This is a genomic window from Parashewanella sp. 2210YD4-3 (genome assembly GCF_056591735.1).
In genome coordinates this window covers 21,038-44,396 of the sequence record NZ_JBWQOG010000008.1, presented here as the reverse complement: position 1 = coordinate 44,396, position 23,359 = coordinate 21,038, and the positions used below count along the sequence as shown (strand labels likewise).

24 protein-coding genes are annotated in these 23,359 nt (G+C 39.2%); 12 read left to right on the top strand and 12 right to left on the bottom strand.

What is annotated here, in order from left to right; all coding sequences use genetic code 11:
- The first annotated feature begins 60 nt into the window (after positions 1-60).
- The gene (locus AC1EU0_RS12900) at positions 61-378 is read left to right on the top strand and encodes a hypothetical protein (RefSeq protein ID WP_480302878.1); all 318 of its coding nucleotides are present in this window, start codon (positions 61-63) and stop codon (positions 376-378) included.
- Positions 379-475: 97 nt separating this feature from the next.
- On the opposite strand, the gene AC1EU0_RS12895 is transcribed toward AC1EU0_RS12900, so the two are convergent.
- Positions 476-805, bottom strand: a complete 330-nt coding sequence (locus AC1EU0_RS12895) for a hypothetical protein (protein WP_480302877.1) — start codon at positions 803-805, stop codon at positions 476-478.
- 38 nt (positions 806-843) lie between these two features.
- On the bottom strand, positions 844-2,163 hold the full coding sequence (xylA, locus tag AC1EU0_RS12890; RefSeq protein WP_480302876.1) for a xylose isomerase: 1,320 nt from the start codon (positions 2,161-2,163) through the stop codon (positions 844-846).
- A gap of 198 nt (positions 2,164-2,361) precedes the next feature.
- Between xylA and AC1EU0_RS12885 the strand changes: the two genes are divergently transcribed.
- A complete protein-coding gene (locus AC1EU0_RS12885) occupies positions 2,362-3,723 on the top strand; it encodes a sugar porter family MFS transporter (RefSeq protein ID WP_480302875.1) in 1,362 nt (453 codons plus the stop codon).
- Here AC1EU0_RS12885 and AC1EU0_RS12880 read toward each other — a convergent pair.
- On the bottom strand, positions 3,720-4,898 hold the full coding sequence (locus tag AC1EU0_RS12880; protein ID WP_480302874.1) for a XylR family transcriptional regulator: 1,179 nt from the start codon (positions 4,896-4,898) through the stop codon (positions 3,720-3,722). The two genes, AC1EU0_RS12885 and AC1EU0_RS12880, sit on opposite strands and share 4 nt — an antisense overlap.
- 164 nt (positions 4,899-5,062) lie before the next feature.
- Between AC1EU0_RS12880 and xylB the strand changes: the two genes are divergently transcribed.
- Positions 5,063-6,514 (top strand): xylulokinase, encoded by a 1,452-nt coding sequence (xylB, locus tag AC1EU0_RS12875; protein WP_480302873.1) that lies wholly within the window; start codon positions 5,063-5,065, stop codon positions 6,512-6,514.
- A 2-nt stretch (positions 6,515-6,516) separates the two neighbouring features.
- Here xylB and AC1EU0_RS12870 read toward each other — a convergent pair whose 3' ends face one another.
- On the bottom strand, positions 6,517-7,863 hold the full coding sequence (locus AC1EU0_RS12870) for a M20 metallopeptidase family protein (protein WP_480302872.1): 1,347 nt from the start codon (positions 7,861-7,863) through the stop codon (positions 6,517-6,519).
- 224 nt (positions 7,864-8,087) lie between these two features.
- On the opposite strand from AC1EU0_RS12870, the gene AC1EU0_RS12865 reads away from it, so the two are divergent.
- Positions 8,088-9,614: a M4 family metallopeptidase gene (locus AC1EU0_RS12865; RefSeq protein WP_480302871.1), complete on the top strand. Its 1,527-nt coding sequence runs from the start codon at positions 8,088-8,090 to the stop codon at positions 9,612-9,614.
- A gap of 89 nt (positions 9,615-9,703) precedes the next feature.
- On the opposite strand, the gene htpX is transcribed toward AC1EU0_RS12865, so the two are convergent.
- Positions 9,704-10,567, bottom strand: a complete 864-nt coding sequence (gene htpX, locus AC1EU0_RS12860; RefSeq protein ID WP_480302870.1) for a protease HtpX — start codon at positions 10,565-10,567, stop codon at positions 9,704-9,706.
- A 169-nt stretch (positions 10,568-10,736) separates the two neighbouring features.
- Here htpX and pepE point away from each other — a divergent pair, with 169 nt between their 5' ends.
- A complete protein-coding gene (gene pepE / locus AC1EU0_RS12855; protein ID WP_480302869.1) occupies positions 10,737-11,468 on the top strand; it encodes a dipeptidase PepE in 732 nt (243 codons plus the stop codon).
- An 88-nt stretch (positions 11,469-11,556) separates the two neighbouring features.
- On the opposite strand, the gene AC1EU0_RS12850 is transcribed toward pepE, so the two are convergent.
- Positions 11,557-11,706 (bottom strand): hypothetical protein, encoded by a 150-nt coding sequence (locus tag AC1EU0_RS12850; protein ID WP_480302868.1) that lies wholly within the window; start codon positions 11,704-11,706, stop codon positions 11,557-11,559.
- Positions 11,707-11,858: 152 nt separating this feature from the next.
- Here AC1EU0_RS12850 and AC1EU0_RS12845 point away from each other — a divergent pair, with 152 nt between their 5' ends.
- A complete protein-coding gene (locus AC1EU0_RS12845; protein WP_480302867.1) occupies positions 11,859-12,671 on the top strand; it encodes an alpha/beta hydrolase in 813 nt (270 codons plus the stop codon).
- 108 nt (positions 12,672-12,779) lie between these two features.
- Here AC1EU0_RS12845 and AC1EU0_RS12840 read toward each other — a convergent pair whose 3' ends face one another.
- Both AC1EU0_RS12840 and AC1EU0_RS12835 read right to left on the bottom strand, forming a co-directional pair.
- Positions 12,780-13,256: a hypothetical protein gene (locus tag AC1EU0_RS12840; protein WP_480302866.1), complete on the bottom strand. Its 477-nt coding sequence runs from the start codon at positions 13,254-13,256 to the stop codon at positions 12,780-12,782.
- A gap of 136 nt (positions 13,257-13,392) precedes the next feature.
- Positions 13,393-13,623, bottom strand: coding sequence for a hypothetical protein (locus tag AC1EU0_RS12835; RefSeq protein WP_480302865.1), 231 nt, complete (start codon positions 13,621-13,623; stop codon positions 13,393-13,395).
- 447 nt (positions 13,624-14,070) lie between these two features.
- On the opposite strand from AC1EU0_RS12835, the gene AC1EU0_RS12830 reads away from it, so the two are divergent.
- Complete coding sequence (locus AC1EU0_RS12830) at positions 14,071-14,523, top strand: hypothetical protein (protein WP_480302864.1); 453 nt, start codon at positions 14,071-14,073, stop codon at positions 14,521-14,523.
- Between the two features lie 309 nt (positions 14,524-14,832).
- Positions 14,833-15,150 carry a hypothetical protein gene (locus tag AC1EU0_RS12825; protein ID WP_480302863.1) on the top strand — a complete coding sequence of 106 codons (318 nt, stop codon included), beginning with the start codon at positions 14,833-14,835 and terminating at the stop codon, positions 15,148-15,150.
- An 11-nt stretch (positions 15,151-15,161) separates the two neighbouring features.
- Here the strand turns inward: AC1EU0_RS12825 and istB are convergent, their stop codons facing one another.
- Both istB and istA read right to left on the bottom strand, forming a co-directional pair.
- Positions 15,162-15,899: an IS21-like element helper ATPase IstB gene (gene istB, locus AC1EU0_RS12820; protein ID WP_480302862.1), complete on the bottom strand. Its 738-nt coding sequence runs from the start codon at positions 15,897-15,899 to the stop codon at positions 15,162-15,164.
- An 11-nt stretch (positions 15,900-15,910) separates the two neighbouring features.
- Positions 15,911-17,449 (bottom strand): IS21 family transposase, encoded by a 1,539-nt coding sequence (gene istA / locus AC1EU0_RS12815; protein WP_480302861.1) that lies wholly within the window; start codon positions 17,447-17,449, stop codon positions 15,911-15,913.
- Between the two features lie 206 nt (positions 17,450-17,655).
- Here istA and AC1EU0_RS12810 point away from each other — a divergent pair, with 206 nt between their 5' ends.
- From AC1EU0_RS12810 to AC1EU0_RS12800, 3 genes are all read left to right on the top strand, one after another.
- Positions 17,656-18,060 (top strand): hypothetical protein, encoded by a 405-nt coding sequence (locus AC1EU0_RS12810; protein WP_480302860.1) that lies wholly within the window; start codon positions 17,656-17,658, stop codon positions 18,058-18,060.
- Positions 18,061-18,395: 335 nt separating this feature from the next.
- Positions 18,396-18,659, top strand: coding sequence for a transcriptional regulator (locus tag AC1EU0_RS12805; RefSeq protein ID WP_480302859.1), 264 nt, complete (start codon positions 18,396-18,398; stop codon positions 18,657-18,659).
- Positions 18,644-18,934, top strand: coding sequence for a type II toxin-antitoxin system RelE/ParE family toxin (locus AC1EU0_RS12800; RefSeq protein WP_480302858.1), 291 nt, complete (start codon positions 18,644-18,646; stop codon positions 18,932-18,934). The genes AC1EU0_RS12805 and AC1EU0_RS12800 overlap by 16 nt, the downstream gene beginning before the upstream one ends.
- Before the next feature lie 40 nt (positions 18,935-18,974).
- On the opposite strand, the gene AC1EU0_RS12795 is transcribed toward AC1EU0_RS12800, so the two are convergent.
- Positions 18,975-19,439, bottom strand: a complete 465-nt coding sequence (locus AC1EU0_RS12795; protein WP_480302857.1) for a hypothetical protein — start codon at positions 19,437-19,439, stop codon at positions 18,975-18,977.
- A gap of 278 nt (positions 19,440-19,717) precedes the next feature.
- Between AC1EU0_RS12795 and AC1EU0_RS12790 the strand changes: the two genes are divergently transcribed.
- Positions 19,718-22,666 (top strand): hypothetical protein, encoded by a 2,949-nt coding sequence (locus AC1EU0_RS12790; RefSeq protein ID WP_480302856.1) that lies wholly within the window; start codon positions 19,718-19,720, stop codon positions 22,664-22,666.
- Here the strand turns inward: AC1EU0_RS12790 and bioD are convergent.
- Positions 22,655-23,353 carry a dethiobiotin synthase gene (gene bioD / locus AC1EU0_RS12785; protein WP_480302855.1) on the bottom strand — a complete coding sequence of 233 codons (699 nt, stop codon included), beginning with the start codon at positions 23,351-23,353 and terminating at the stop codon, positions 22,655-22,657. The genes AC1EU0_RS12790 and bioD overlap by 12 nt on opposite strands.
- Positions 23,354-23,359: the final 6 nt, after the last annotated feature.

Genomic DNA, 23,359 nt, shown 5'->3' with positions numbered 1-23,359 from the left:
AGGTAGCAAAGCTTTTGATTACCTTCAATATTCATTCTGTTTGATAATTTGAGGCTAAGTATGTCTGTAGAAAAAGGTATTGGCATAGATTCATCTGCAGCTTTTCCAAACCCATGGGCTCATGCCGCACCAGAGACACAAGCACTAATCGATTCTTCAGATGGGAATAGCTATGGAGTAAATTCCCCCACCCCAAATTCAACAACTCCGCCAGTATCAGATTTTCATAAGTCACCAAGTAATACAAAGGCGTTAGCAAAGAAGGTGTGCTGTTATACAGTAATAGGCCTCGCTTATGCTGGTGTTGCTGTAGCTGGTGTTGGGACATTAGCAATGATAGTTTTAGGTATTGTAGAGACGTTGCCTGACCAAGCATAATTATAAGTATGGGTGGTCGTTATTTCATTGTGCTTACAGTCTCCACAAATACTTTGAACTACAAGTCATAGTGTTCTTTTTAAGATTCTTTATGTGCTTAAATACACAATAAATATCTTAGCTTACTCTTTTTAGAATCTACAGGATGCTCAGTAACCGTAAAGACTAGGTTCTTCCGCTTTTCTTTAACATCTATGATCGTTGACTCATTCAAAAATTTACTCAGGCTCGTATAAAACTTCTCTTGCCGAGGTATATGAAGCTCTGTTTTTCCTCGATACAGATAAGCGTTTCGTACTCCCCCTGGATTTAGCGTTATTCTTAGCTCTTGGAAATCACGATCCTGTATATTGAAAAATTGACATCGAGTCACCTTTTGCTCTAAATCACTGAAAACAATTGATATTCTACCTACATCTTCAACCATGGCTACTCTCCTTTTTCAATCTAGAAGATAGACTTAAGTCACTTAAACAAAATTCTATTCACTTGGCTTTCTAGCAATTCCTGCTGCCCTGAAACTGGCTTTGGATTGATGTTAGTTTGTAGTGCTTGTTTAGCTAGCGCCTCTAGTGATAAGTCACCACTTAGGATTTTACTTCCTAATTCACCATTCCAGTCTTGATAACGCTTAGCAACTGCAGCCGATAAGAAGTCGCTTTCTATCATATCCACCGCTTTCTCTAGCGATTTGGCTAAGGTATCCATAGCACCTATATGGCCATAAAATAGATCTGCATTATCGATTGATTGGCGACGAAGTTTGGTATCGAAGTTAAACCCACCAGTGGTAAAGCCACCTGCTTTTAAAATCTCATAGATGATGAGAGCATTTTCTTCTACCGAATTTGGGAATTGATCAGTATCCCAACCAAGTTGTGGATCGCCACGGTTAGCATCAATGGAACCAAGGATGCCAAGTGCGGTAGCAGTGGCCACTTCATGTAAAAAACTGTGACCTGATAAAGTCGCATGGTTTCCTTCAATATTCACTTTGATTTCTTTCTCTAACCCAAACTGCTTTAAGAAACCATAAACTGTAGCCGTATCAAAATCATATTGATGTTTTGTAGGTTCTTGAGGTTTGGGTTCAATTAAAATCGTCCCTTTAAAACCAATTTTATGTTTATGCTCGATCACCATTTGCATGAAACGGCCAATTTGCTCGCGTTCTTGACGTAAATCGGTATTAAGCAAGGTTTCATACCCTTCTCGACCACCCCACAACACGTAGTTTTCACCACCTAGACGTTGTGTGGCTCCCATAGCATTAAAGACTTGAGTAGCGGCATAGGCGAACACTTCTGGATCTGGATTAGTAGCAGCACCTGCCATATACCGTGGGTGCGAAAACGCATTAGCCGTTCCCCAAAGTAACTTTAACCCCGTTTCTGCTTGTTTTTGCTCCAGCACATCCACCATGTGATGGAAATTGTTCACATATTCCTTTAGGTTACTGCCTTCAGGGGCAATGTCGGTATCATGAAAGCAGTAGTAAGGAACCCCAAGCTTTGAGAAAAACTCAAATGCGGCATCGGCTTTCATTTTTGCTTTTACCATTGGGTCAGCACCGTTAAACCACTCTCTGTTTAACGTTGGAGCACCAAAAGGATCATTACCTTGCCAACAGAAGTTGTGCCAATAGCAGGCAGCAAATCGTAGGTGTTCAGCCATGGTTTTTCCATGGAGTATCTTGTTTGCATCATAAAACTTAAAAGATAAGGGATTATTGGAATCTGCACCCTCAAACTGAATCTTTTCTATACCATCAAAATAAGCTGCCATTACGTTTTTGCCTTAATAAATTTGTATAGGCTTATTTTTGACCTCTCTTAACCCACTAGCAATTATGATTTTTGATAGTGGAGTTGATCTATTTGATTTAATAACCAAATTTCATAATGACGTTATCAGTTTAAATAATGTTTTTGTTCAATCACTTGTACCAAGATAACAGCATTTACCTCTTCGACTTTGAGCACTATGAGCAAATCTTTCAGCGTTATTCACCTGACGATTGTAGTGGCATTAGGTGGCTTATTGTTTGGCTATGACACTGCTGTTATTTCAGGTGCTACTGAAGCATTACAAGATTTTTTTAAACTTTCACCAACGGAACTTGGATTCGGCGCATCATCAGCGTTAATAGGCTGTGTTTTTGGTGCGATCATCGCTGGACCATGCAGTAGCTATATGGGGCGACGAGGCTCATTAATCATAGCAGCGATTTTATTTTTGATTTCTGCAATTGGCTCAGCCATTCCTGATCAATTTTGGGTATTCGTGGTTTATCGTATTATTGGCGGTGTCGGCGTGGGTATAGCATCAATGGTGTCCCCCATGTATATCGCTGAAATTGCACCTCCAGAAAAACGTGGAGCCTTAGTTTCTTGTAATCAGTTTGCTATCGTTTTTGGAATGTTAGTGGTGTATTTTGTCAATTATGGTATCGCCTTAATGGGGACTGAAAATTGGCTTAACATCACTGGCTGGCGATATATGTTCGCCTCCGAAACACTCCCTGCCCTGTTATTTTTAGGTTTGTTATTTACCGTACCAGAAACACCCCGCTGGCTAGCATTGAAAGGCCGTGATGATGAAGCTCAAAATTTGCTTACTGTATTAAACAAAGGGAAAAACATAGCCGCGCAATGGCAAGATATTCGCTCTTCAATCCACTCCACGACACAAAACAGTATTATTGCTTCTAAAATGATGGGAGTGCTTATCATAGGCATTATGCTCAGTATCTTGCAGCAAGTTACTGGCATTAATGTCTTTTTGTATTATGCGCCTACGATTCTAAAAGGTTTCAGCAGCTCTAGCATCAACATTGCTTTGCTACAAACTGTGTTGGTAGGTGCAGTAAACTTAACCTTTACTATTATTGCTATTTTTACGGTGGATAAGTTTGGTCGTCGACCTTTAATGATGTTTGGTGCATTAGCCATGGCTGTGAGTATGCTGGCTATTGGTACCGCCGCTTACTTTAATGCTATTGGAGGCTACCTACTTATTTTTGTTCTGCTTTATATTGCAGCCTTTGCGCTGTCATTAGGCCCAGTGGTTTGGGTGTTATTATCTGAAATTTTTCCCAATCATATTCGCTCAAAAGCTTTATCCATTGCTGTCTTTGCTCAATGGATTGCCAACTTTGCTGTTTCGCAAACCTTTCCGATGATGAACGACCCTCACGGCAGCATTTATCAAACATTCAATGGCGGATTCCCGTTCTGGCTCTATGGTGCTATGGGGTTATTTACAGTGTGGTTTGTCTACAAATGGGTTCCAGAAACCAAAGGTAAGAGTTTGGAGCAATTAGAATCTCTTTGGCACAAAGATTAAAGCGAGCGTTGCTCACGATAGTCTTTAGGCGTTTGATTAAGGTTTCGCTTAAACACGTTATACATGTATTGAAGTGATGGATAACCAGCAACTTGAGCAATATCAGCAATCGGAAGCTGGGTTGACTTGAGTAAAGTACAGGCTCGATTAAACTTCACTTGGTGTATTTCCTGATGCATCGAATGCCCGCGCTCTTGCTTAAACCTTACTTCTAAATTAGAGCGAGAGATACCAACAAAGTCCAAGACTTGATCCACCTTGATCCCTCTACACGCATGGCTGCGAATAAAGTGCATGGCTTGGATTACATATCGATCAACAATTGGATGAAAATCTGTACTTTGTCTTGCGGTCACACTGACTGGTGGCACCGTAATAGTTATAGGTTCAAGTGTCATGCCTTGTTGCTGACACTGAAATGCTTTATCAAGCAGCCTAGCCGCATTGTGCCCCATTTCCTTGCAGCCTTGAGTCACCGAACTCAGTGGGATTTTACTCAATGAGCGAGCAACGTCATCATCGTCTACTCCAATTACTGACACTTTGTCCGGCACCAATAAATTCAATTTTTCACACGCTTGTAAAATGAACCTTGCTCTAGAATCTGTAGTAGCAATAATGCCAATAGGTAATGGCAACCTTTGTAGCCAATCTGCAAGACGATTCATTTGATATTGCCAAGTTTTATGAGTCACTTCTTGCCCTGAAAATATGTAGCCAGAATAACCTTGCCCCTCAACGAACTGCCTGAAAGCCATTTCTCTTTCTTGTGCCCATTGTTTACTAGGCTCTGGAGCCTGACCATAGAAAGCAAAATTTTCTATGCCTTTTTCTCTTAAATGCTTAAACGCTAGCTCAATGATTTTTTGATTATCGGTGGCAACATAAGGAACGATAGGATAGTCAAAACCTTCATGGTTTGAACTTCCTACACCAACGATAGAAGCCGAAACAGACTGTAATTGAGTGCGAATAGTTGGATCATCAAAATCAGCGATTATTCCATCTACTTTCAGGTGATGTGGCTTTTCAAGGTGAGTGGTAAAGTCTTCAGGAATAAACAATTCCCAATCACAATCAGAGGATTGCACATACTCACCGATGCCTTGAATGATCTGGCGGTCATAAACCTTGTTTGCGTTAAATAATAGTGTGACTCTGTATTTCTTATTCATATCGACTGCTTTTTACAAATATGCATATAGCATAGTCGTAAAGCATCCATCATCAGCTTAAATATGATTAATTAAATCAGTGAAATTAATAATCAAATTTCATAATTGTTAGCATCAGGCTCAGGGTTGATACTTGATAAATCTTTATAAAACAGTGAGCCATCATGTATTTGGGAATCGATTTAGGCACCTCAGGCGTGAAAGCCCTCATCATTTCAACTTCGGGAGAGAGCATTGCAACAGCCTCTGCTACGTTAACAGTTTCAAGACCTCATGACCTTTGGTCCGAACAAGATCCTCAAGATTGGTGGGCTGCCACAAATGTAGCCATCGAAAAATTATCGAAGCTCGTTGATTTATCCCTAGTGAAAGGCATCGGGCTTTCGGGGCAAATGCACGGTGCAACGCTATTAGATACTAATGGCCATGTATTACGGCCAGCAATACTCTGGAATGACGGTCGCAGCAAAGATGAATGTAGACAGCTAGAAAACGACATTGAGGATTGTCATAAAATCACTGGCAACCTGATTATGCCAGGTTTTACCGCGCCTAAAGTGAAATGGGTAGCAAATCATGAGCCTAAAGTCTTTTCCCAGTTAGGAATGGTGTTACTGCCGAAAGATTACCTGCGTTTCAAAATGACGGGCGATTTCGCAACCGACCTTTCAGATGCTTCTGGAACTGCATGGTTAGAGATGAAACAACGTCGTTGGAACAATAAGCTAGTGTCGGCTACTGGTTTGACGATAAACCAACTGCCTGAATTATTTGAAGGCTCTCAAATTACAGGGTATCTGTTGCCCAACATAGCCAAAAAGTGGGGAATGTTATCTGTTCCCGTGGTAGCTGGCGGTGGTGATAATGCGGCAGGAGCCATTGGAATGGGAATAATAAGCCCTAACCAAGCGATGCTGTCTCTCGGCACTTCTGGAGTCTATTTTTCTGTAAGCGATGGCTTTGTTTCTAACCCAGAATCAGCACTTCACAGTTTTTGTCATGCCCTACCAAATACTTGGCACACTATGTCGGTCATGCTAAGTGCAGCTTCTTGTTTATCTTGGGTTTCAAAGTTAGTGGGTTTCGACGATGTTTCTTCCATGCTCACTGCTGTAGAGCAATCAAAGAATAGAAATTCAGATGTGATATTTTTGCCCTATTTATCTGGAGAAAGAACCCCTCACAATAATCCGAATGCCAAAGGCGTGTTCTTTGGCATGACCCATTCAACAGATAAGATTGAACTGGCTCAAGCGGTATTGGAAGGTGTAGGATTTGCCCTCGCTGATGGGTTGGATACAGTTCATTCTGTCTCAGCGGTGCCTAACGAAATATCTCTTATAGGTGGTGGCGCCAAAAGTAAGTATTGGCGCCAGTTACTGGCAGACATTTTCGGGATACCCTTAGTTTATCGTCAAGGTGGTGATATTGGGCCAGCCTTAGGCGCGGCGAGATTAGCGCAGTTAGGCATCGAAAAGCTCTCTGATATAAATCAAGTTTGCCCAACGCCAGAACTAATTGGATTTCACACTCCAGATCTTGAATCTCACAATCAATTCAAACCAAAACGGTTAAAGTTTCAGAGACTTTACGCAAGTGTCAAAGGGTTATACTAACTTTAATGAGTCTTAAATAACCCAATGGCACTAGCGGTCATGGCTTCAACCCCAGTTTTGATGGCTAAAGGATAATCTAGTGCGAATTTACTAGAATGCAATGAAGGTAATTCTGTACCTTTTTTTATACTTTCTGCGTATTTTTGAGGGTTTACGGCTCCTAGCCAAAAGAAAGTTAATGGCACTTGCTCTTTGGTCAAAGCGTATTGAGATACGTCCTCTCCCACCATAGATTGCTCAGCATGAACAACATTGCCTTTACCTATGGCCTCTTCAATAAATGATTTCACTTTCGCCGTCTGACTAGGATCATTATAAACAGCATCGGCGGTTTCCGTTGTTAACACGTTAACATCTGGCAATAAGTCACCACTCAAGCCTGCACTCTCAGCAATATTTATCGAAATACGCTTGATTGCACTTAACAATTTTTCACGCACATCTGGTTTATAAGATCTTACTGTTAACTGCAGCAACACTTTATTACCAATGATGTTTCTCTTGGTTCCTCCATTGATCACCCCAACAGTAACGACGGTAGGATCTAATGGCGATATTTCACGACTGGAAATAGTTTGTAGCGCCAATACAATTCTTGATGCTAAAACCACAGGATCTACCGTTTTGCTTGGATATGCACCATGACCACTGATGCCTTTAACGGTAATATCCACCGAGTCTACATTCGCCATGATATAGTCGGACGCTATTGCGACTTTACCTGCTGGCAAGCCTGCATGATCATGTAAACCAATGATGTGATCGGGTACTGGAAAATCTTTATACAAACCCGCTTTTAGCATGGCTTTAGCGCCAGCACCATACTCTTCGGCTGGCTGAGCGATCATGATCAAAGTACCTTGCCATTGGTCTTTCTTATTTATCAACATGGTTGCTGTACCGATAAAGCTTGTCATGTGAAGATCATGACCGCAGGCGTGCATCACTCCAACTTTCTTACCTTGATCATTTGTTGAAGTCACGGTTGAGGCATAAGGTAGCCCTGTTTGCTCCGTTACTGGTAAGGCATCCATATCTGTACGAATCATTACTGTTGGTCCTTTGCCATTTTTAAAAACAGCTACAACTCCATAACCACCGTAATGGTCAGTTACCTCGAACCCCAATTTTTTTAGCTTTTGGCTCATCAATTGGCTAGTTTGATTCTCATGAAAAGACAGTTCTGGATTCTTATGAAGGTGAAGGTATAAAGTTTCGAGCTTTGGCATTAATTCATTCATAGTTTTGCCCTCCTCTGCATAAGATTCAGCAGCAACTTTATTTACAGTAATGAACGATAAAACCGACAGGAAAAGTAAAAAGTAAACATTCCTAACCATTAGTAACATAACGCCCTCCTTAACAGAGCCTAAATATTAATCGATTTTTGTTTTACAGGGTATAGAGTTTTATGCAATATGAAAGACGATGGCAATTTTGTCATCGTTAAAAAGTAAAGTGACACCATAGGTTTAAGGATGAATATCAATAAAAAAATGACTCTTTAATAGCTTTGTTTCGTGATCTAAAAGTCATTAAAGAGTAATCGAGACTTACGATTATAGGAGTTTTAATGATGTTCAATACAAAAAAGCTATTTTTAACTACAGCCATCGCATTAGCACTGTCTCCTCAAGCTTTTGCAGCTGATATCATTAATTTTCACAACCTTGTTTCACCATCCTCAACTCTTAACAGCCAAAACTTGGCTTCTATAATGTCTGAGGGAAACAGTTTCAAGCAACAAACTGTCGTCACTCTAGCCAACAAAGTAAAAAAAGTTCGCTTGCAACAATATTTTCACGGCGTTCCTGTTTATAATTACTCGGTAGCAGTAACAGCAGATCAACTGCAATACTATACTAACCCTATTGGTTTTGCTGCGAATAACATTAATCCCGATCCTAGCTTTACCAAACCGACACTGACTCCTGCTCAAGCACTTTCAAAAGTTAAATCAATTCACTTTTCAGAGAATCATCTTCCCTCAGATACCAAGACCCAAAATGATTCCAGCAAGCTGTATGTGTATCTTGATGAAAATCAGCAAGAACATTTAGCTTATGTGACTAATTACTTGGTATTGGCAAACAATCGTAATAGTCGCCCTTATGCTGTTATCGACGCCCATAGTGGCACTATCCTCAAACAGTGGGAGGGTCTCACCACGCAACAATCAGGTATGGGACCTGGGGGGAATGAAAAAATAGGTAAGTATCAATATGGAGTAGGAAAACTGCCTAAATTAAATGTCACCGTCGACGAAAAAGGAACATGCTCTATGGACTCTACGTTTGTAAAAACAGAAGATGCAAGAGTAGCGTTTCCAAGCCAAACGACCAAAGCCTATTCCTACGACTGTACAAAGTCTTATGTGAATACTGAAAAAGAAACCAATGGTGGTTTTTCTCCTATCAACGATGCGCAATATGACGGCACCATGATTTACAGTATGTATCGAGATTGGTTCAGCATGAATGTATTGCCTTTCAAACTGATCATGGCTCCGCACGACAACGCGTATCCGGGTCCTGACAATGCATGGTGGGATGGTAAAGTCATGCACTTTGGCGATGGAGAAGACTCATTTTACCCATTAGTTAGTATCGATGTTGGTGGACACGAAATTAGCCATGGCTTTACTGAGTTGAACTCTGGTTTAGAGTACTTCGGCGAATCTGGGGCAATGAATGAGTCATTTTCAGATATGGCTGGTGAAGCGGCTAAAAGTTATGCCCGAGGAACAAACGACTTTTTAGTCGGTCTCGATATTACCAAAAACTATGGTGCTCTTAGATATATGAAACACCCATCATTAGATGGTTACTCCATTGACAGTGAGGATGATTATACCGGCCAAGAAATGCACTCTGCATCAGGGATTTATAACAAAGCTTTCTATTTATTAGCAACGACTAAAGGTTGGACAACGAAGAAAGCTTTTGCGGCCTTTGTGTATGCCAATGTGCTTTACTGGACACCTGAGAGTACTTTTGACTCGGGTGCATGTGGAGTTGAAGATGCCGCTAAAGATTTACATTTTAAATCTTCTGACGTAATCAACGCATTTGCTCAGGTTGGGGTAAAATGTAAAGCCTAAAGGCCATTCTCAATTAAAGACTTTTTGGTTTGGTACTGAAAACAATAAAGGAGCCAGTTGGCTCCCTTATTTTTACTACAAAAATAGTTTTATTGAGTTTTTAACGCTTCAATACGCTTTTCTAATGGCGGATGGCTCATTAACAATTCAGCCATTGATTTCTTACCATTGATGCCAAATGCAGACATTTGAGCAGGCATCTCACCGGTTGCAGGACCTTGGCGTAAACGTTCAAGAGCCGCAATCATTTTCTCTTTACCTACTAATTTAGCTGCACCTTCATCCGCTTTAAATTCACGGATACGCGAGAAGTAAGCTACGATGGTTGAAGCCAAAATACCCAGAATCATATCAAGAATAAAAACTACGGCCATGTAGGCAAAAAAGCCCATGCCTTCACCTTCTTCATCATCGCTTGCCACAAAAGTGTCAATAGCTTGAGCGATTGCACGAGCTGCGAAAATAACAAAAGTATTTACTACACCTTGGATCAAAGTCAGCGTCACCATATCACCATTAGCAACGTGGCTAACTTCGTGAGCTAATACCGCTTCAATTTCGCCCTTCTCCATGCCATATAATAGGCCAGTACTTACAGCAACAAGCGCATTATTTTTACTTGGACCAGTCGCAAACGCATTCATTTCGCCAGAATTGTAAATCGCAACTTCAGGCATTTTGATACCAGCTTGATCAGCTTGACGAGCAACCGTATCAACTAACCAACGCTCAGTTTCATCACGAGGTGTCGCAATCACTTCGCAACCCATGGTTTTCTTGGCCATCCACTTTGAAATTTTCAAACTGATGAACGAGCCGCCAAAGCCAAAAATGGCTGCAAAAATGAGTAGCCCCCCCATGCTCTTTGTATTCACACCTAATATCGACATCACAATCGAAGCCACCGCTAAAATGGCTAAGTTGGTCAATATTAATAACATCACACGCTTCATTTTTTACTCCCAAAAAGCAATCCTTGATCACACCAAGACATAATATGTCTAAAAAGGAAAATTTCAAGTTTTTTCAAACTAAACAGCCAAAACAAGAACAGCAGCAATAACATTTACCGATGTTTTGATACAATACGAGAAATTTTGCTTGTTCAAAGGAAAGATGAAAGTGAGTATTAATGCACTACTTTTAAGCAGCTCTAAAGCTGGTGATACCCAATATTTAAGTCACGCAATCCCATTTATAAAACCTATGACAGAAACGGCTAAGAAATGGCTGTTTATTCCTTATGCCGGTGTAAGCATAACTTACGATATTTATCTGAACAGAGTTGTAGCAGCACTAAATGAATTAAATATTGAAGTGTCTAGCATTCACAATCACCCAGATCCTAAAAAGGCCATCGAAAATGCAGACGGTATCATGGTTGGAGGTGGAAATACGTTCCATCTTTTAAATGAACTATACCGCTTAGACATATTGCAACTGATTAAGGATAAAGTTAATCAAGGTAAGCCATATATTGGGTGGAGCGCGGGTTCGAATATTACTGGACTGTCGATAAAAACCACCAATGATATGCCAATAGTTGAGCCACCCTCTTTTAACGCTCTAGGGTTAGTACCATTTCAACTTAATCCACACTACACCAACTACCAAGCACCGGGACATAATGGTGAAACACGTGCTCAGCGTTTATTAGAGTTCACTATGGTAGATCCACATACGCCTGTTATTGGCATTGCCGAAGGCACAGCTTTATATCGTCAAGGTGATAAGTTGAGTTTATTAGGTGATAAGTTGAGTTTATTAGGTGATAAAGAGGCTTACTTATTCTGTGGTGATCAACAAGAAATCGCGATTCCGGTTGGATCGGACTTATCGCATTTGTTGGGTTGATAACCCTTTATAAAACGGTTTCTTTGCTACGTAAGTCGTCATACCTGAAGGTTGTAATCAGGCATCAAGTGCCTTTTTAGCTAAAGTCTTAGTGTTGCACACGACTAACACCTTGGGCTTTCAGCCCAAACCCGACCAAGAAAGGGGTCACCAGCAACCCCTCTCTTGGATCTCTCCATGTCGGGCTTACGTCAATTATCCATTCAATCCCATTTGAAACAGCTTCGAGAGGGTTCATCGTAGACTGCAAGGGTGTTTGAAATTGCTGAAACTTATTTATGCCCCATTCCGTGCCAGAACTTTTTCTAATGAAACCTTAACCTGTTAAATATGCTGGGTTAGTATGGTCTTCTAGTTTGTTTATTGTTCAAACTGAAAGGTATCAATGGAATGAAGCTTAACACTATAATTTTATCAATAATTCTGGTCACGATTCTCTATGCCGCGATTGGCGCAGTATTTCTAAGATACAATGTTAATTCATTTCTTTTCCCTTCTATTCATCTTGATGAGTACACTTTAGAAAATCGAATGATAGTTGTTGCTTCTAATCATGCTGAAGTAATATCAAGACTTTATGGAGGTGAAAATCCTTCTTGTGTCGTTGTTTTTTCTGGAAGGAATGGTGGTATTAAGCGATACGAAAAGGAATTAATTGAAATCTTTACTGACCAAAATTTGAGTGTGATTTATTTATCTTATCCCGGTCAAGACGGTGCAAAAGGTCGTGTAAGTAATACTTCTACGCTTATAAAACTACTCACGACAAGCGTTAATACAAGCACTAAATTTTGTAATAACAAAATTTTCTTCTATGGACGCTCTTTAGGTTCGATGTTAGCGACTATCGTTGCAACGGAAGTTTCACCCGACGGCTTAATTTTAGAAGGCGCTTCTCCCTCATTATCAACAGCTATACGTAATAATATAAATTCAAAGTGGTACCTGAAGCCTTATAAAATATTACCAATAGAGTCACTACTAACTCATGATATAAAGATTGAAAATTATCTAAAACAACTACATAAAATTCCAACTGTTGTATTTCAGGGAGAAAATGATTCTGTCACCCCAATTGGCTCAATTCAAAAAGTTATGATGCCACTAAATATTGATGTTATATCGGTACAAAACGGTGAACATAGAAATACTTTTATACTTGGGAAAAAGAAGATTATGCAAAAGGTTCAGGAGTGGTTATAACTTGAAAATGTCTAGCCGTTTGCCAGCTTGATCTATTAGCGCATTTTTGCCCAAAAATGAGACATGATTACATAGAAAAACTAGTGATTTTTCGAGTACTTAAATTTATTAGAACACTGCATTTGGGCTTTTTGTTATGACCCATTTTGTATCGAGTGTTAATGGTTGATTGAAAGTTTTTAATGCTTCTAAAAACTGACAATACTCAACGCCATTACGTTCTACCTTCGGGATTAAGTTATCTTTTACCATAGTCCTCCAGCAGCATTGACTATACGGTGCATATTCAACGCTGTCTCCAAACAGCAAAAAAGATTCAAATCCTGTATTAAAATCCATAAAGTCATCTTCATTTTGCTTATTTGCTTTTTCCACAACGGCAACATGAAAACCTGTTCTTAAATAGCTATTCTGATATCTATCATTATGATGTGACTCGATTAAACCAAGCATTTCGATTTTTATTTTTAATTTTTTGGAAAGTGAATACTCTTTTAGTGCAAAACCTGCAGATAGCAAAGTATTCCCCGTTTCCGCAACATCGATTATCAACCACTTTTTTTTTATGAGTTCTACTTTGGGCATAGTCTGCTCAAAATGTCTGAACAATAAATCCCGACTGTCTTTTGAAGGGAATGCAGATGGAGGTATATTTCGTTGAAAATCCTCAGAGGAACAAAGCTTGAAATTGGATAAAGGGATTTGAACTAGTTCAGCTGACCTACATTTGACCTCCAACCAAGCAAGCAAGTATAGGGTATGGGCTTCTACCTACACCAATATAAAAGTATTCACTTGGAGGGAATTGATTGATAATTTCAGTGCCTAGTTGTTCCACTTCTGTCATAAAAGCAGCACAATTCAGAGGATCTGCTGTAGGTTCTGATCGACTTATGAAAGTCGCCTGTGTTGTGTTTAAGGAAAGTCCTGCAAAATCATTATTAATAGACATCTTGCTCCATGATCGGGCGATACTGAACTATCTGAAGTTTCATATAATTTCGGAGAAATCTTGCACTGAATCAAGAAAAATCTAATTGCTGTTCAGATTTCAACTTATTGATACCATCGATGTTCACACAATCTCTAAGTAAATCAGTATTGCTTCGAAGTTAGACAACAACGATAATTCAGCCGAAACTCATCACGTTGAGAAATGGATGATAAATCAACACTTTCTCAATCAAATAAATGGCTCATCTCGGTTTGTTTTCAGGAATGATGTATTAAATGTGGTTCACTGATACAGTTGATTACTGGTAGTGGTGAAATAATTTAATACAAACATTAAATTCACATGTTTTACTCTGCTGTTTGGTAAGTTAATCGTGGCGCAACTTATCTTTACCTTTAAGGGCGCAACCATCCAGAATAGATAATATTTAACAAGGAAGTATAAATGAGAATCTTATTTGCCTTTTGTTGTTTTATAACATTTAGTTCTTTTGCTAATGTCTACAAATGTGAGAAAAATGGAGTCATATCTTTCTCAGAACAGCCATGTGAGGACTCTACAATAAAACCAAGTTACATAACACCTTTGTACCTTAGGTTTAAATGGGGTAGTTCTGCTTGTGAAAATATTAAATATTGGAAGGAAGCTATCGATTTGATAGCTGCAAAATCATCTAACCCTTTTAAGAATTTGGACAAAAACTGCGTGTATTTACGTAAAAATACGACTGTTTTTGGGATATTAGAAAAAATTCAATACAATAATACTGAGCTTGCAAAAGTAAAAGCTAGTGATGAGAAAGAATACTGGATTGAATTACCAGCCGTATTACCAATAATACACAAGTCTTCAAAGCAGCCTAATGGCTGGCATACAGATCTAAAAGAATTTAACTAAGGGTTCTTTAACGAGCACGGCAGAGGCATAGTACACGCAGTGAATATTTTTACTTAGTTTAAACCAAACATCGCATCACTTTATAGACCGTTATGAGAACATAAATATATGTTGGATTACTCACTAGCTGTTTCTAATTCTTACAATCAATTTAAAGCCTAAGTTCTAAAACGTTTCTGTCCAATTTCTTGTTAGATTCAGAATGACCGTCCTGATTTTTAATGCCGCTACGGGCAAACTTTATTGTCTGAAAATGCTCTTACGGGCAAACTTTAGTTCTTACGGGCAGACTTTATTGTCTCTTCAAAATTGTTTAATCACGATTTAAGAAAAGATGGCAAGCTCGATTTAGAACAACATGAAGAGTTTAATTGGCTAAGGTGGGATCAGCCATACTTCCTTATCAGGAACAAAAGTGGCTTAGAACCAAATTTCGACGATAAACTGCTAAGCGAAAATAAGTATGAGCAAGAATATGCCTCTTACACTAAAAAGCTCTATAAAGGGGCATTTTTTGACATAGATAATAATGGTACAGATGAGTTTATTTCTTTTGTGCGAATTTCGGTCATTCCGGACAGCGATTTCGGGATCATCCGGACAGTCGTGATCCCCGATTTCTCTTAACCTAATTTTTACTACAAGTGTCCGGATTGATCCAGTTTTCTCATAGATTCACCTTCTAATTCTATTCGGTGGCTGTTGTGTACCAGCCTATCTAAAATTGCATCTGCCACAGTGGCGTTAGTGATCATCTTGAACCACTCTTTCACTGGTAATTGGCTGATAACGATAGTACTGCTTTGCTGGTATCTGTCTTCAAGCACTTCAAGTAAATGCCCTGATTGAGCCTGGTTAAGCTTCTCAAGTCCCCAGTCATCGATGATCAAGAGAGACTTTTTAGCTAGATTTAGTAACAGCTTTTGGTAACTCCCATCCAGTTTGCTCGCCGCTAGATCATCAAGTAAGCGACTCAGCCTAAAGTATTTGGCTGTTTGATACTGCTCGCAAGCTTGATCAGCTAATGCGCAGCCGACAAAGGTTTTACCAGCTCCAGTTGCTCCTGTTATGAGTATATTTTGATGCTTATGTAAGTAAGTCCCTGTGCTAAGCTCAGCCATCATTTTTCGATTTAAGCCTCTACCTTGCTTATAGGTTATCTGGCTCATTTGAGCATTAAGCCTCAGCTTGGCTTGTCTCTTGAGTGACTTCACCTTGTTTTGGTTTCGATGAAGGATCTCATGCTCCAGTAAGAGGCTTAGCCGCTCTTCAAAGCTAAGCTCATTGTACGTAGAGCCTTGCTCACGCTGCTGCTCTAGGGCATGCGCCATATTACTCAAGCGTAAAGTTCTAAATTGCTCATTGATCTGTTCCATTGTCATACCTCCTAATGGTAACTATTGGGGCCACGAACATTGCTGTGCTGTATATTGGGCGTAGTTGTCGGATCAGAAGCGAGTTTGCCTTTTCGATGATTTTCAAGCAGGTTTTTGATAAAGCCGTAGTAAGGTTTTTCAGCCATTAAGGCATCTTGGCAAGCTTGCTCTAATCTTGCGTCGCCATAACTTCTACTTAAGTTGAGGATCCCTAAACAGGACTTAAAAGCTTGTGCTGGGTGCTTCTTTTTAAGCATTAGTTGTTGCACTACATTTTCGGTACTTGTACCGATGGCGCTGCCCCAACTCATTATGCTCTCTGGTGACCACCTATGGTTTTGGTACTGATGTGCGTTAGGCATGTGCTCGTCAATCGTGCTTTGTCGACCAACAACGGTACTAGTGGGGTGCTGTGCGACAAGCACATTTTGATGATAGATCCTCACGATCTTTGATGAGGCTTCAAGTTCTACATGCTGACCAACTAAGTGATGCGGCACTGAGTAATAATGTCTTTGATACTGGATGTGATAGTCAGGGCTGACCTTGGCTCGCTTCGTTTCTACATGATAGTAAGGCTGTGAAGGCAGTGGTTTAAGTGCAGGTTTGTCCAGCTTTTCAAACAGCTCTAAACGGCTGGCACCAACTTGACGCATTACCCTGAGGTTAAGATCTTTCATCAGTTCTTTGATTGTTAGGTTAAGCTCAGCAAATGTATGGAAAGTCTGATGTCTGATCCGCATTAAGATCCAACGTTCAACAACAAGTACAGCATTCTCTACTTTGGCTTTATCCTTGGGTTTGTAAGGCCTTGTTGGTATTACCGCTGTGCCATAGTGGTTAGCCAGTTTGTGATAACTTTCATTAAGCTTAGGTTCGTAGCGACAAGGCTTGATCACAGCAGACTTTAGATTATCGGGCACCAGTAAATGAGGTACGCCACCAAAGTGTTCAAAGGCATTAACGTGAGCTTGGAGCCAGTGTTCTTGCTTCTGGCTAGAAGAGGCTTCTACGTAGGTATAATTGGAGGCGCCGAAGGTTGCTACAAAGATCTGAGCATCTCTGATTTCTCCGGTGTCAGGGTTGACTACAGGAACCGTTGGCCCGCAGTAATCGATAAACAGTTTTTCACCAGCGATATGGATCTGCCGCATACTGCGCTTTTGAGACTTCTGCCATCTGATATAGTGCTCACAAAACTGCGTGTAACCATAGGCTTGTTGCTGGAATTCACTGTGATATTCTTCCCACAGCAAGCGCTTGGTCATGCCTTTACGCTTAAGCTCTTGCGTGCACTTAGCAAAGTCAGGCATCACTTTGTCACTAGAAGGGGCTTTGCTGTGATATAGGGCTTTTGATAGTTCCTGAACTGAGATTCCGTCAGGTAATGGCCAGCCTAATTCGCTAAGTTTAAAGCGGCTCAAGATTTCTGAGACAGTTGTTCTTCCTACCTTGAGACATATACCTATGTTTCTAAGTGAAAGCTGACAATCAAATTTTAACCGTAATATTTCTCTAACTTTGTTCATCGTCGTTCTCTTCTTAGACATTAACTTTTCCTTAAGCCATGGATAAACAGGGTTAAGGATAGTTATCTATTGATTTAAAAAGAGAAAAACAGGGGTTTCGGAATGATCCGGACAGCGATTTCGGACTTGAACAAAAATCGTCCGGATAATACCGAATTCAATGTCCGGATCATCCCGAAACAGGTGTCCGGATAATGCCGAATTCAGTGTCCGGATTGCTCCGAATTATGCAGTTTGCACGTAGCGGCGCACATACCTATCAAAAGAGAGCATATGACAGTATATATATCTATAGGCAGAATGCATATAAAAAGCTAATTGGAGCTAAAACTGGTCAACAGTTTACCCCTAAAATTGGCTATTTGGGCAGGTTTTCAATTAGTTATGTTTTAAAAGAGTACCCTGTTCAAAGGAAAACCATATACAGGACAGGAGCAATCAGTTATAGGTGGCCAAATTTGTCTGATTCATATATTCGCCCTTTATTATTAGATAAAACCTATTATGTTGCGATGTTTGGAAATGTCGATACATATATCAATGACACTTTACTTACAATTAATCAAACCATCGATGAAAAAATTCAATTATTGTGGCTAAATTTACCCCCTCTTATGATGCGGAGAAGATAGAAAAGCAAGTCAGCTTTCAGAGGATGGGGCAACCATCTAATGAAACTCAAGATATTTGTTATTTTTTTAAAACACAAGTTATTAAACAAGGATAGAAATAATAGATAACCCTCATCTTAAAGAAAACTCACTTTGAGTAGATCCGTTCACTATTTGGTGGAGATGCATTTTTTCCATAGACACAAGTCTGTCTGGCAATATTAATATTTAATAATTCATAAATGAATTTACCTGTACAGTTACTCTCTTTACGGGATACTGCAATGAAGTAAGTTGACAAATCAACTTTGCTGTTTAACACTGTTAAACAAGGTTAAATCAATTAAGGCTAAACGATGTTGGGTGTTAGATTAGATATTGAGTTAGAAAGTAGGCTATCAGCATTAGCTGAACGTACACACCGCTCTAAAAGCTATCATGCCAAAGAAGCATTAGCTCGTTATATCGAGCAAGAAGAGGCAAAAGAACAAGCTGACAAAGAGTCATTAGAAAGATGGGAAGCTTACAAAGAGAATGGTGAGTCTGTTAATAATCAATCAGTAATGGATTGGCTTGATAGCTGGGGAACCGAACAGGAAAAACCATGTCCAGAAAAGTAATTTGGTTACCTGATGCAGTAGCAGATTTAGTGCGGTTAAGAGAGTTTATTCAAGAAAAAAATCCAAGTGCTGCAAAAAGAGCGGCAACAAAAATTAAAGAAGGTGCACTCATTTTAACTAACAACCCTGAATCAGGGCGACCAGTTGATGGATTGAGTTCTTTTAGGGAAATTTTAATTCCTTTTGGTGCTGGAAATTATGTATTAAGGTACAGAGAAGATAACTTTACTATCGTTGTCGTGCGAGTTTGGCATAGTAAAGAAGAGCGAAGTTAAACCAAGGCTTAGGCCCAATAAAAATTCTTTGCTTTACACATTATTGATTGAAATTATTAGAAGCCCCCAAAATATAATTAAGCGCATGATCAAATCCATTAGCTTTATATGTATTTTCAGTATTAGGCACTCTCTCCACACTAATGACAAGCGTCTGAATATTATGATAATTATATTTAATGATTTTCATAAAATCAGGAGATTTATCAACCCACTTGTCTCCATCACAGCGGAATAATACTCCATAATATCCGCCATTTGCAGATGCGTGCAAATAAGCAGTCGATCCAATCTTACATTTTTGCGATGGTACCGTGTAAGTCACAGTGCATGCACTGTGATTGAAACAACTCATAGAAAAAACACGTGGAGATGAATTAACTGGAGACGAAGTCATCACTTGAGTTCCGTTGTTGGTGATTACCTTCCAATCTCCGAAGTATTTTACTGGATTACTCGCTAATGCAGGTGCGCTGAGCGCGGCTAACAAGATTAATGTTTTCATAGTCACTCCAATAAAAAAATAGATAGCAGGTATACGCAGGGGAATACCAAAATTCAGAAATCAGCTGCCTACTTAATCTATCATACTAACCTGTATGTTCATTGAATATGCAAATAGGCCGTAACACAGCAAAAACGTTTCCTGATTATGAAAGGATTCCATGAACTTTCAGGAGAGTTTAACCCTAGCACTCGACAGCATTTACAAAAATTAATTAATTATAAAACAGAATGTTAGATATAATTTTCCGTCAATGATGTTTCGTTTGGTGTTTGAAAATGTTGCAAAGTGGTAGTTCTCTCAATCTTGTATTGCCTACGCATGTACGATCAGCTTTTACCGAATCTGAACAGCAATTGTCTGAACTTCCTGTAACTCAAAATATTAGCTATACCTTCTCTCATAATCATACTAAGTTCCACATTTGTATCTCTTATCAAAATAAGCAATTATCCGTTTGGCATAGAGAATCCCCTACTCTGAAAAAAAGTAGCTCACACAATTTTCAAATCGGCCAAGCGTTCGAACCAAACAATCTGTCTTGTTTAATACTATTTCATGTCGTTCAGTCTCCCCAGTTTCCAGTTAAAGAGCGAGCTATTTCACTTTTAAAACTGCCTCTAGATGACGCCCTAAGTGTTTTAAAAAATATCCAAGGCTACCTACGTGTCGAAGTGTTGCAAATAATGGTTGAAATCTTTGATGGAAATGACACCTCTATCTATACGTCATATGGTTTAAATGAGTTTTTAGACGGTGCGAAAGAGTTAAAAAGTGATTTAGTCAGTGCATGTGACAAACTTTCATCTGAGAGCGTTTATCGATTACTACAGCGTAATACTGAAGCGACACAAAAACTATTTGTTTACTTGAGTTTTAATCGCCTTATAACCTTAGTAAGAAATGAAAACAAAAATCGAGTTAAAGTCATGTATCTTGAGGCCGCTATTACAGCCTTTAACTCAACGCCTCATACCTGTGGCCATGACAAACTTCGGCATAACAGCACATTGACGCTATCGATACTTGAATCGTTAGAACCCAGAGAGCAAATTTACTTTTTAATGAACTGCAACGCGTCGAAATCGCCAGTCCATGATTTGTATTTATGCATAGGCATTGAGCAGATAAATCAAGCACTTGATATCGTTTTTTCTGGAACAGCTTTAGCTCCCTGTGGTATCGATAATTTTCATACTTTTGTAATTTCATTACCCAAAGAACTCATTCATTTATTTCTTTACCAGTTAGACCAACAACTGCTCCAGCGACTATTTTCAGAGTTATCTCCAACTCAAATCTTGAGCTTACTTGCTCCACTAACTCGGAGCCAATTAGTTTCTGGAACAAGCCAATTAAACAGTTCTAATGATAAAAACGCATCAGTTCGAGAATCAATATTACTGAGCTTGCTGAGAATAAACGACGTAGAAAAATCCATCAAAATGATTTCATATTTATTTTCTAAGCACCCTGATTTTTCTCTAAGAAACCAAGAAATGATTTGGGCTACCTTAAAAGATCAAATCACTAAAGTAGCTATGGATTTAAATAAATATACATGGTCATGCCAATTAGCAAGTCACGGCGAATTGTTTGAGCTTTCTTTAGAGATTCTAAAAAGTCAGGAATTTGAGGTTCAAAGCCAGCAGATTGGCTTTTTAGTTAGTAACGAAAAAACTGCAGCGCAGTGTAATTTTATGCTGCCTCAGCTCATGAGGCTTTACCAGAACCGCTTCGACCAACTCATTGAATGTATCACAATAGAACAAGCGAGCACTTTTTTACTTCAAGTGGACTGTGCGGTGGTAAAACCAATATTGCATAGATTATCCCACGAGCAAATTAGTCTAATTTTTGATTCTCTATATGCCGAAGAAGAGAAAGAAACCCACACCAAAGTAGCAGAACTCTTTCAAGTGCTTTTAGATGATCAAAAAGTAAAAATACTCACTCAAACTGAATGTTCAACAATGCCTAGTTGGAGTGTACGCGATGTGTTTGTCAGGAAAAACTTTAGTCACTTCAAACATGAATTAACCAAAGGGAACATTAGCTTTATGTCAGAGTTATCTCATGACACTTTTAGCTGGCTACTGGAGCAACTCATAACCAGTAAAGATATTGAGCTTTTTAGTAAGTGTATTCAGATACCAAGGAAAGAAGAGTTAGCTCCTATTTTTCCATTAAGTGCATTCGGCTACTTCAAAGAAATATATGATTGCATGATGCAAAATGAGCCAAATAGTCAATATGTTCTTATCCCGTGCCTTACAAGATTAAGTGAAGAAGCTATTGTCACAAAAGTACGTGAATTCTCCGATGATGAAAAAAGAGCACATTTAACCTCCTTACCTAACTCAATTAAATGCGGTTTACTGAAACATATTGGAGTATTTTCGCAGTACAGTACTGCCCTTGTACATTTAGCCGAAACAGACTCTTTTTTTTGTAGTGTCGATACTGACCTTTTGAAGCTCATATACCCTAGATTATCTGCTTTTGCTAAAGAAAAGCTATATCAAACAGTACCTAAAGAAACTCTAGTTGAATTTTTAAAAGACAATAAAACTGCGTTGGTTAAAGAAGATTTCAATACATTTTTATTTTCCCCTACATTACAGCCAGTGATGATCAACTTGGTAAAAGTGCTCCCAGAAGCCGATTTTGTGGCGTTGATTAAACTTTGCAATATTCAACCACTAATAGAGTTAGAAGAGTTTAAAAGCTTATTACCTACTGATTTTTGCCAGCGGCAAATCGTTAAGTTGGAACTTGACTCAATAACTAGAATGGCATTGTTTGATAAGCTAACAGAGTTCAACAAGCTAGAGACCGCAAAGAACTTTAAAGTAGCAATTGCGGAGAAGTATGACAAACAATCTCGTCAAAATCAGCAAGCCATATTACAAGACTTACTTACAATGTGTAGAGAACTGCAACACCATAAGCAAATTGAGTGCGCGTCCGATTGGTTAAAATATTCTTCACTTGAGTTAACATCAGAAGTTTTCTCTTCACTTTTTTGTGACTATATTTCATCACTCGAAATGCCCACAAAACAAAGTATCATATTACAAAATACCTTAGCTATTTTAAAACTGCTGAGAAAGCCCAATAAGCAACATAAAACATTAATGCAGCACTTGAAAACCTTGAGGGGTGAAATTGATTTTACCCAGATGACAGATCAAAAAGGTAGTATTGCTGACTTGTTAGATAGCTAAAGATAGTAAAGCAGATACATCCAAGTGCTTAGAAGCAACTTCGGCAGTTGCATCTTCTAGAAAAGGTATTTCACCCAAAAACGGGGCTTTTATCGTTTGCTTAAGAAATGCTAAATTTTCTTGTTGCTGCAACATATCAGGATCAACGTGATTAGCTACCCAACCAGCAATATCCAATCCATCAGCAAGAATCGCTTCTTGAGTTAATACGGCATGATTCAAGCAACCTAACTTCATTCCTATTACCAAAATCACTGGTAATTTTTGCTTAGCGACGACTTGCGACAAATATTCATTATCATTAAGTGGTAATCGCCAGCCACCAGCACCTTCTATTAAGGTAAAGTCTGCGTCTGGAATCTGATCAAAAATGGCTTCTACTTTATTTGCGGTAAGGTCAAATCCAATTTGTTTTGCTGCAATATGAGGAGCAATTGCAGGCTCAAAGCTAATGGGGTTAACCGTTTGATACTCAACTTTGGTGTTCATGGCTGAAATCAGAGATAGAGCATCACTGTTTCTTAACCCCTCTTCTGTTTGCTCACAACCAGAGGCGATAGGTTTAATACCTAATGTAGATATGGGGTTACCTTGATTACGAGCATAATTGTTAACCGCAACCAAAATCGCTGAGGCAGCCAAAGTTTTACCACTATCGGTATCGGTACCAGCAACAAAATATTTCATACTAAT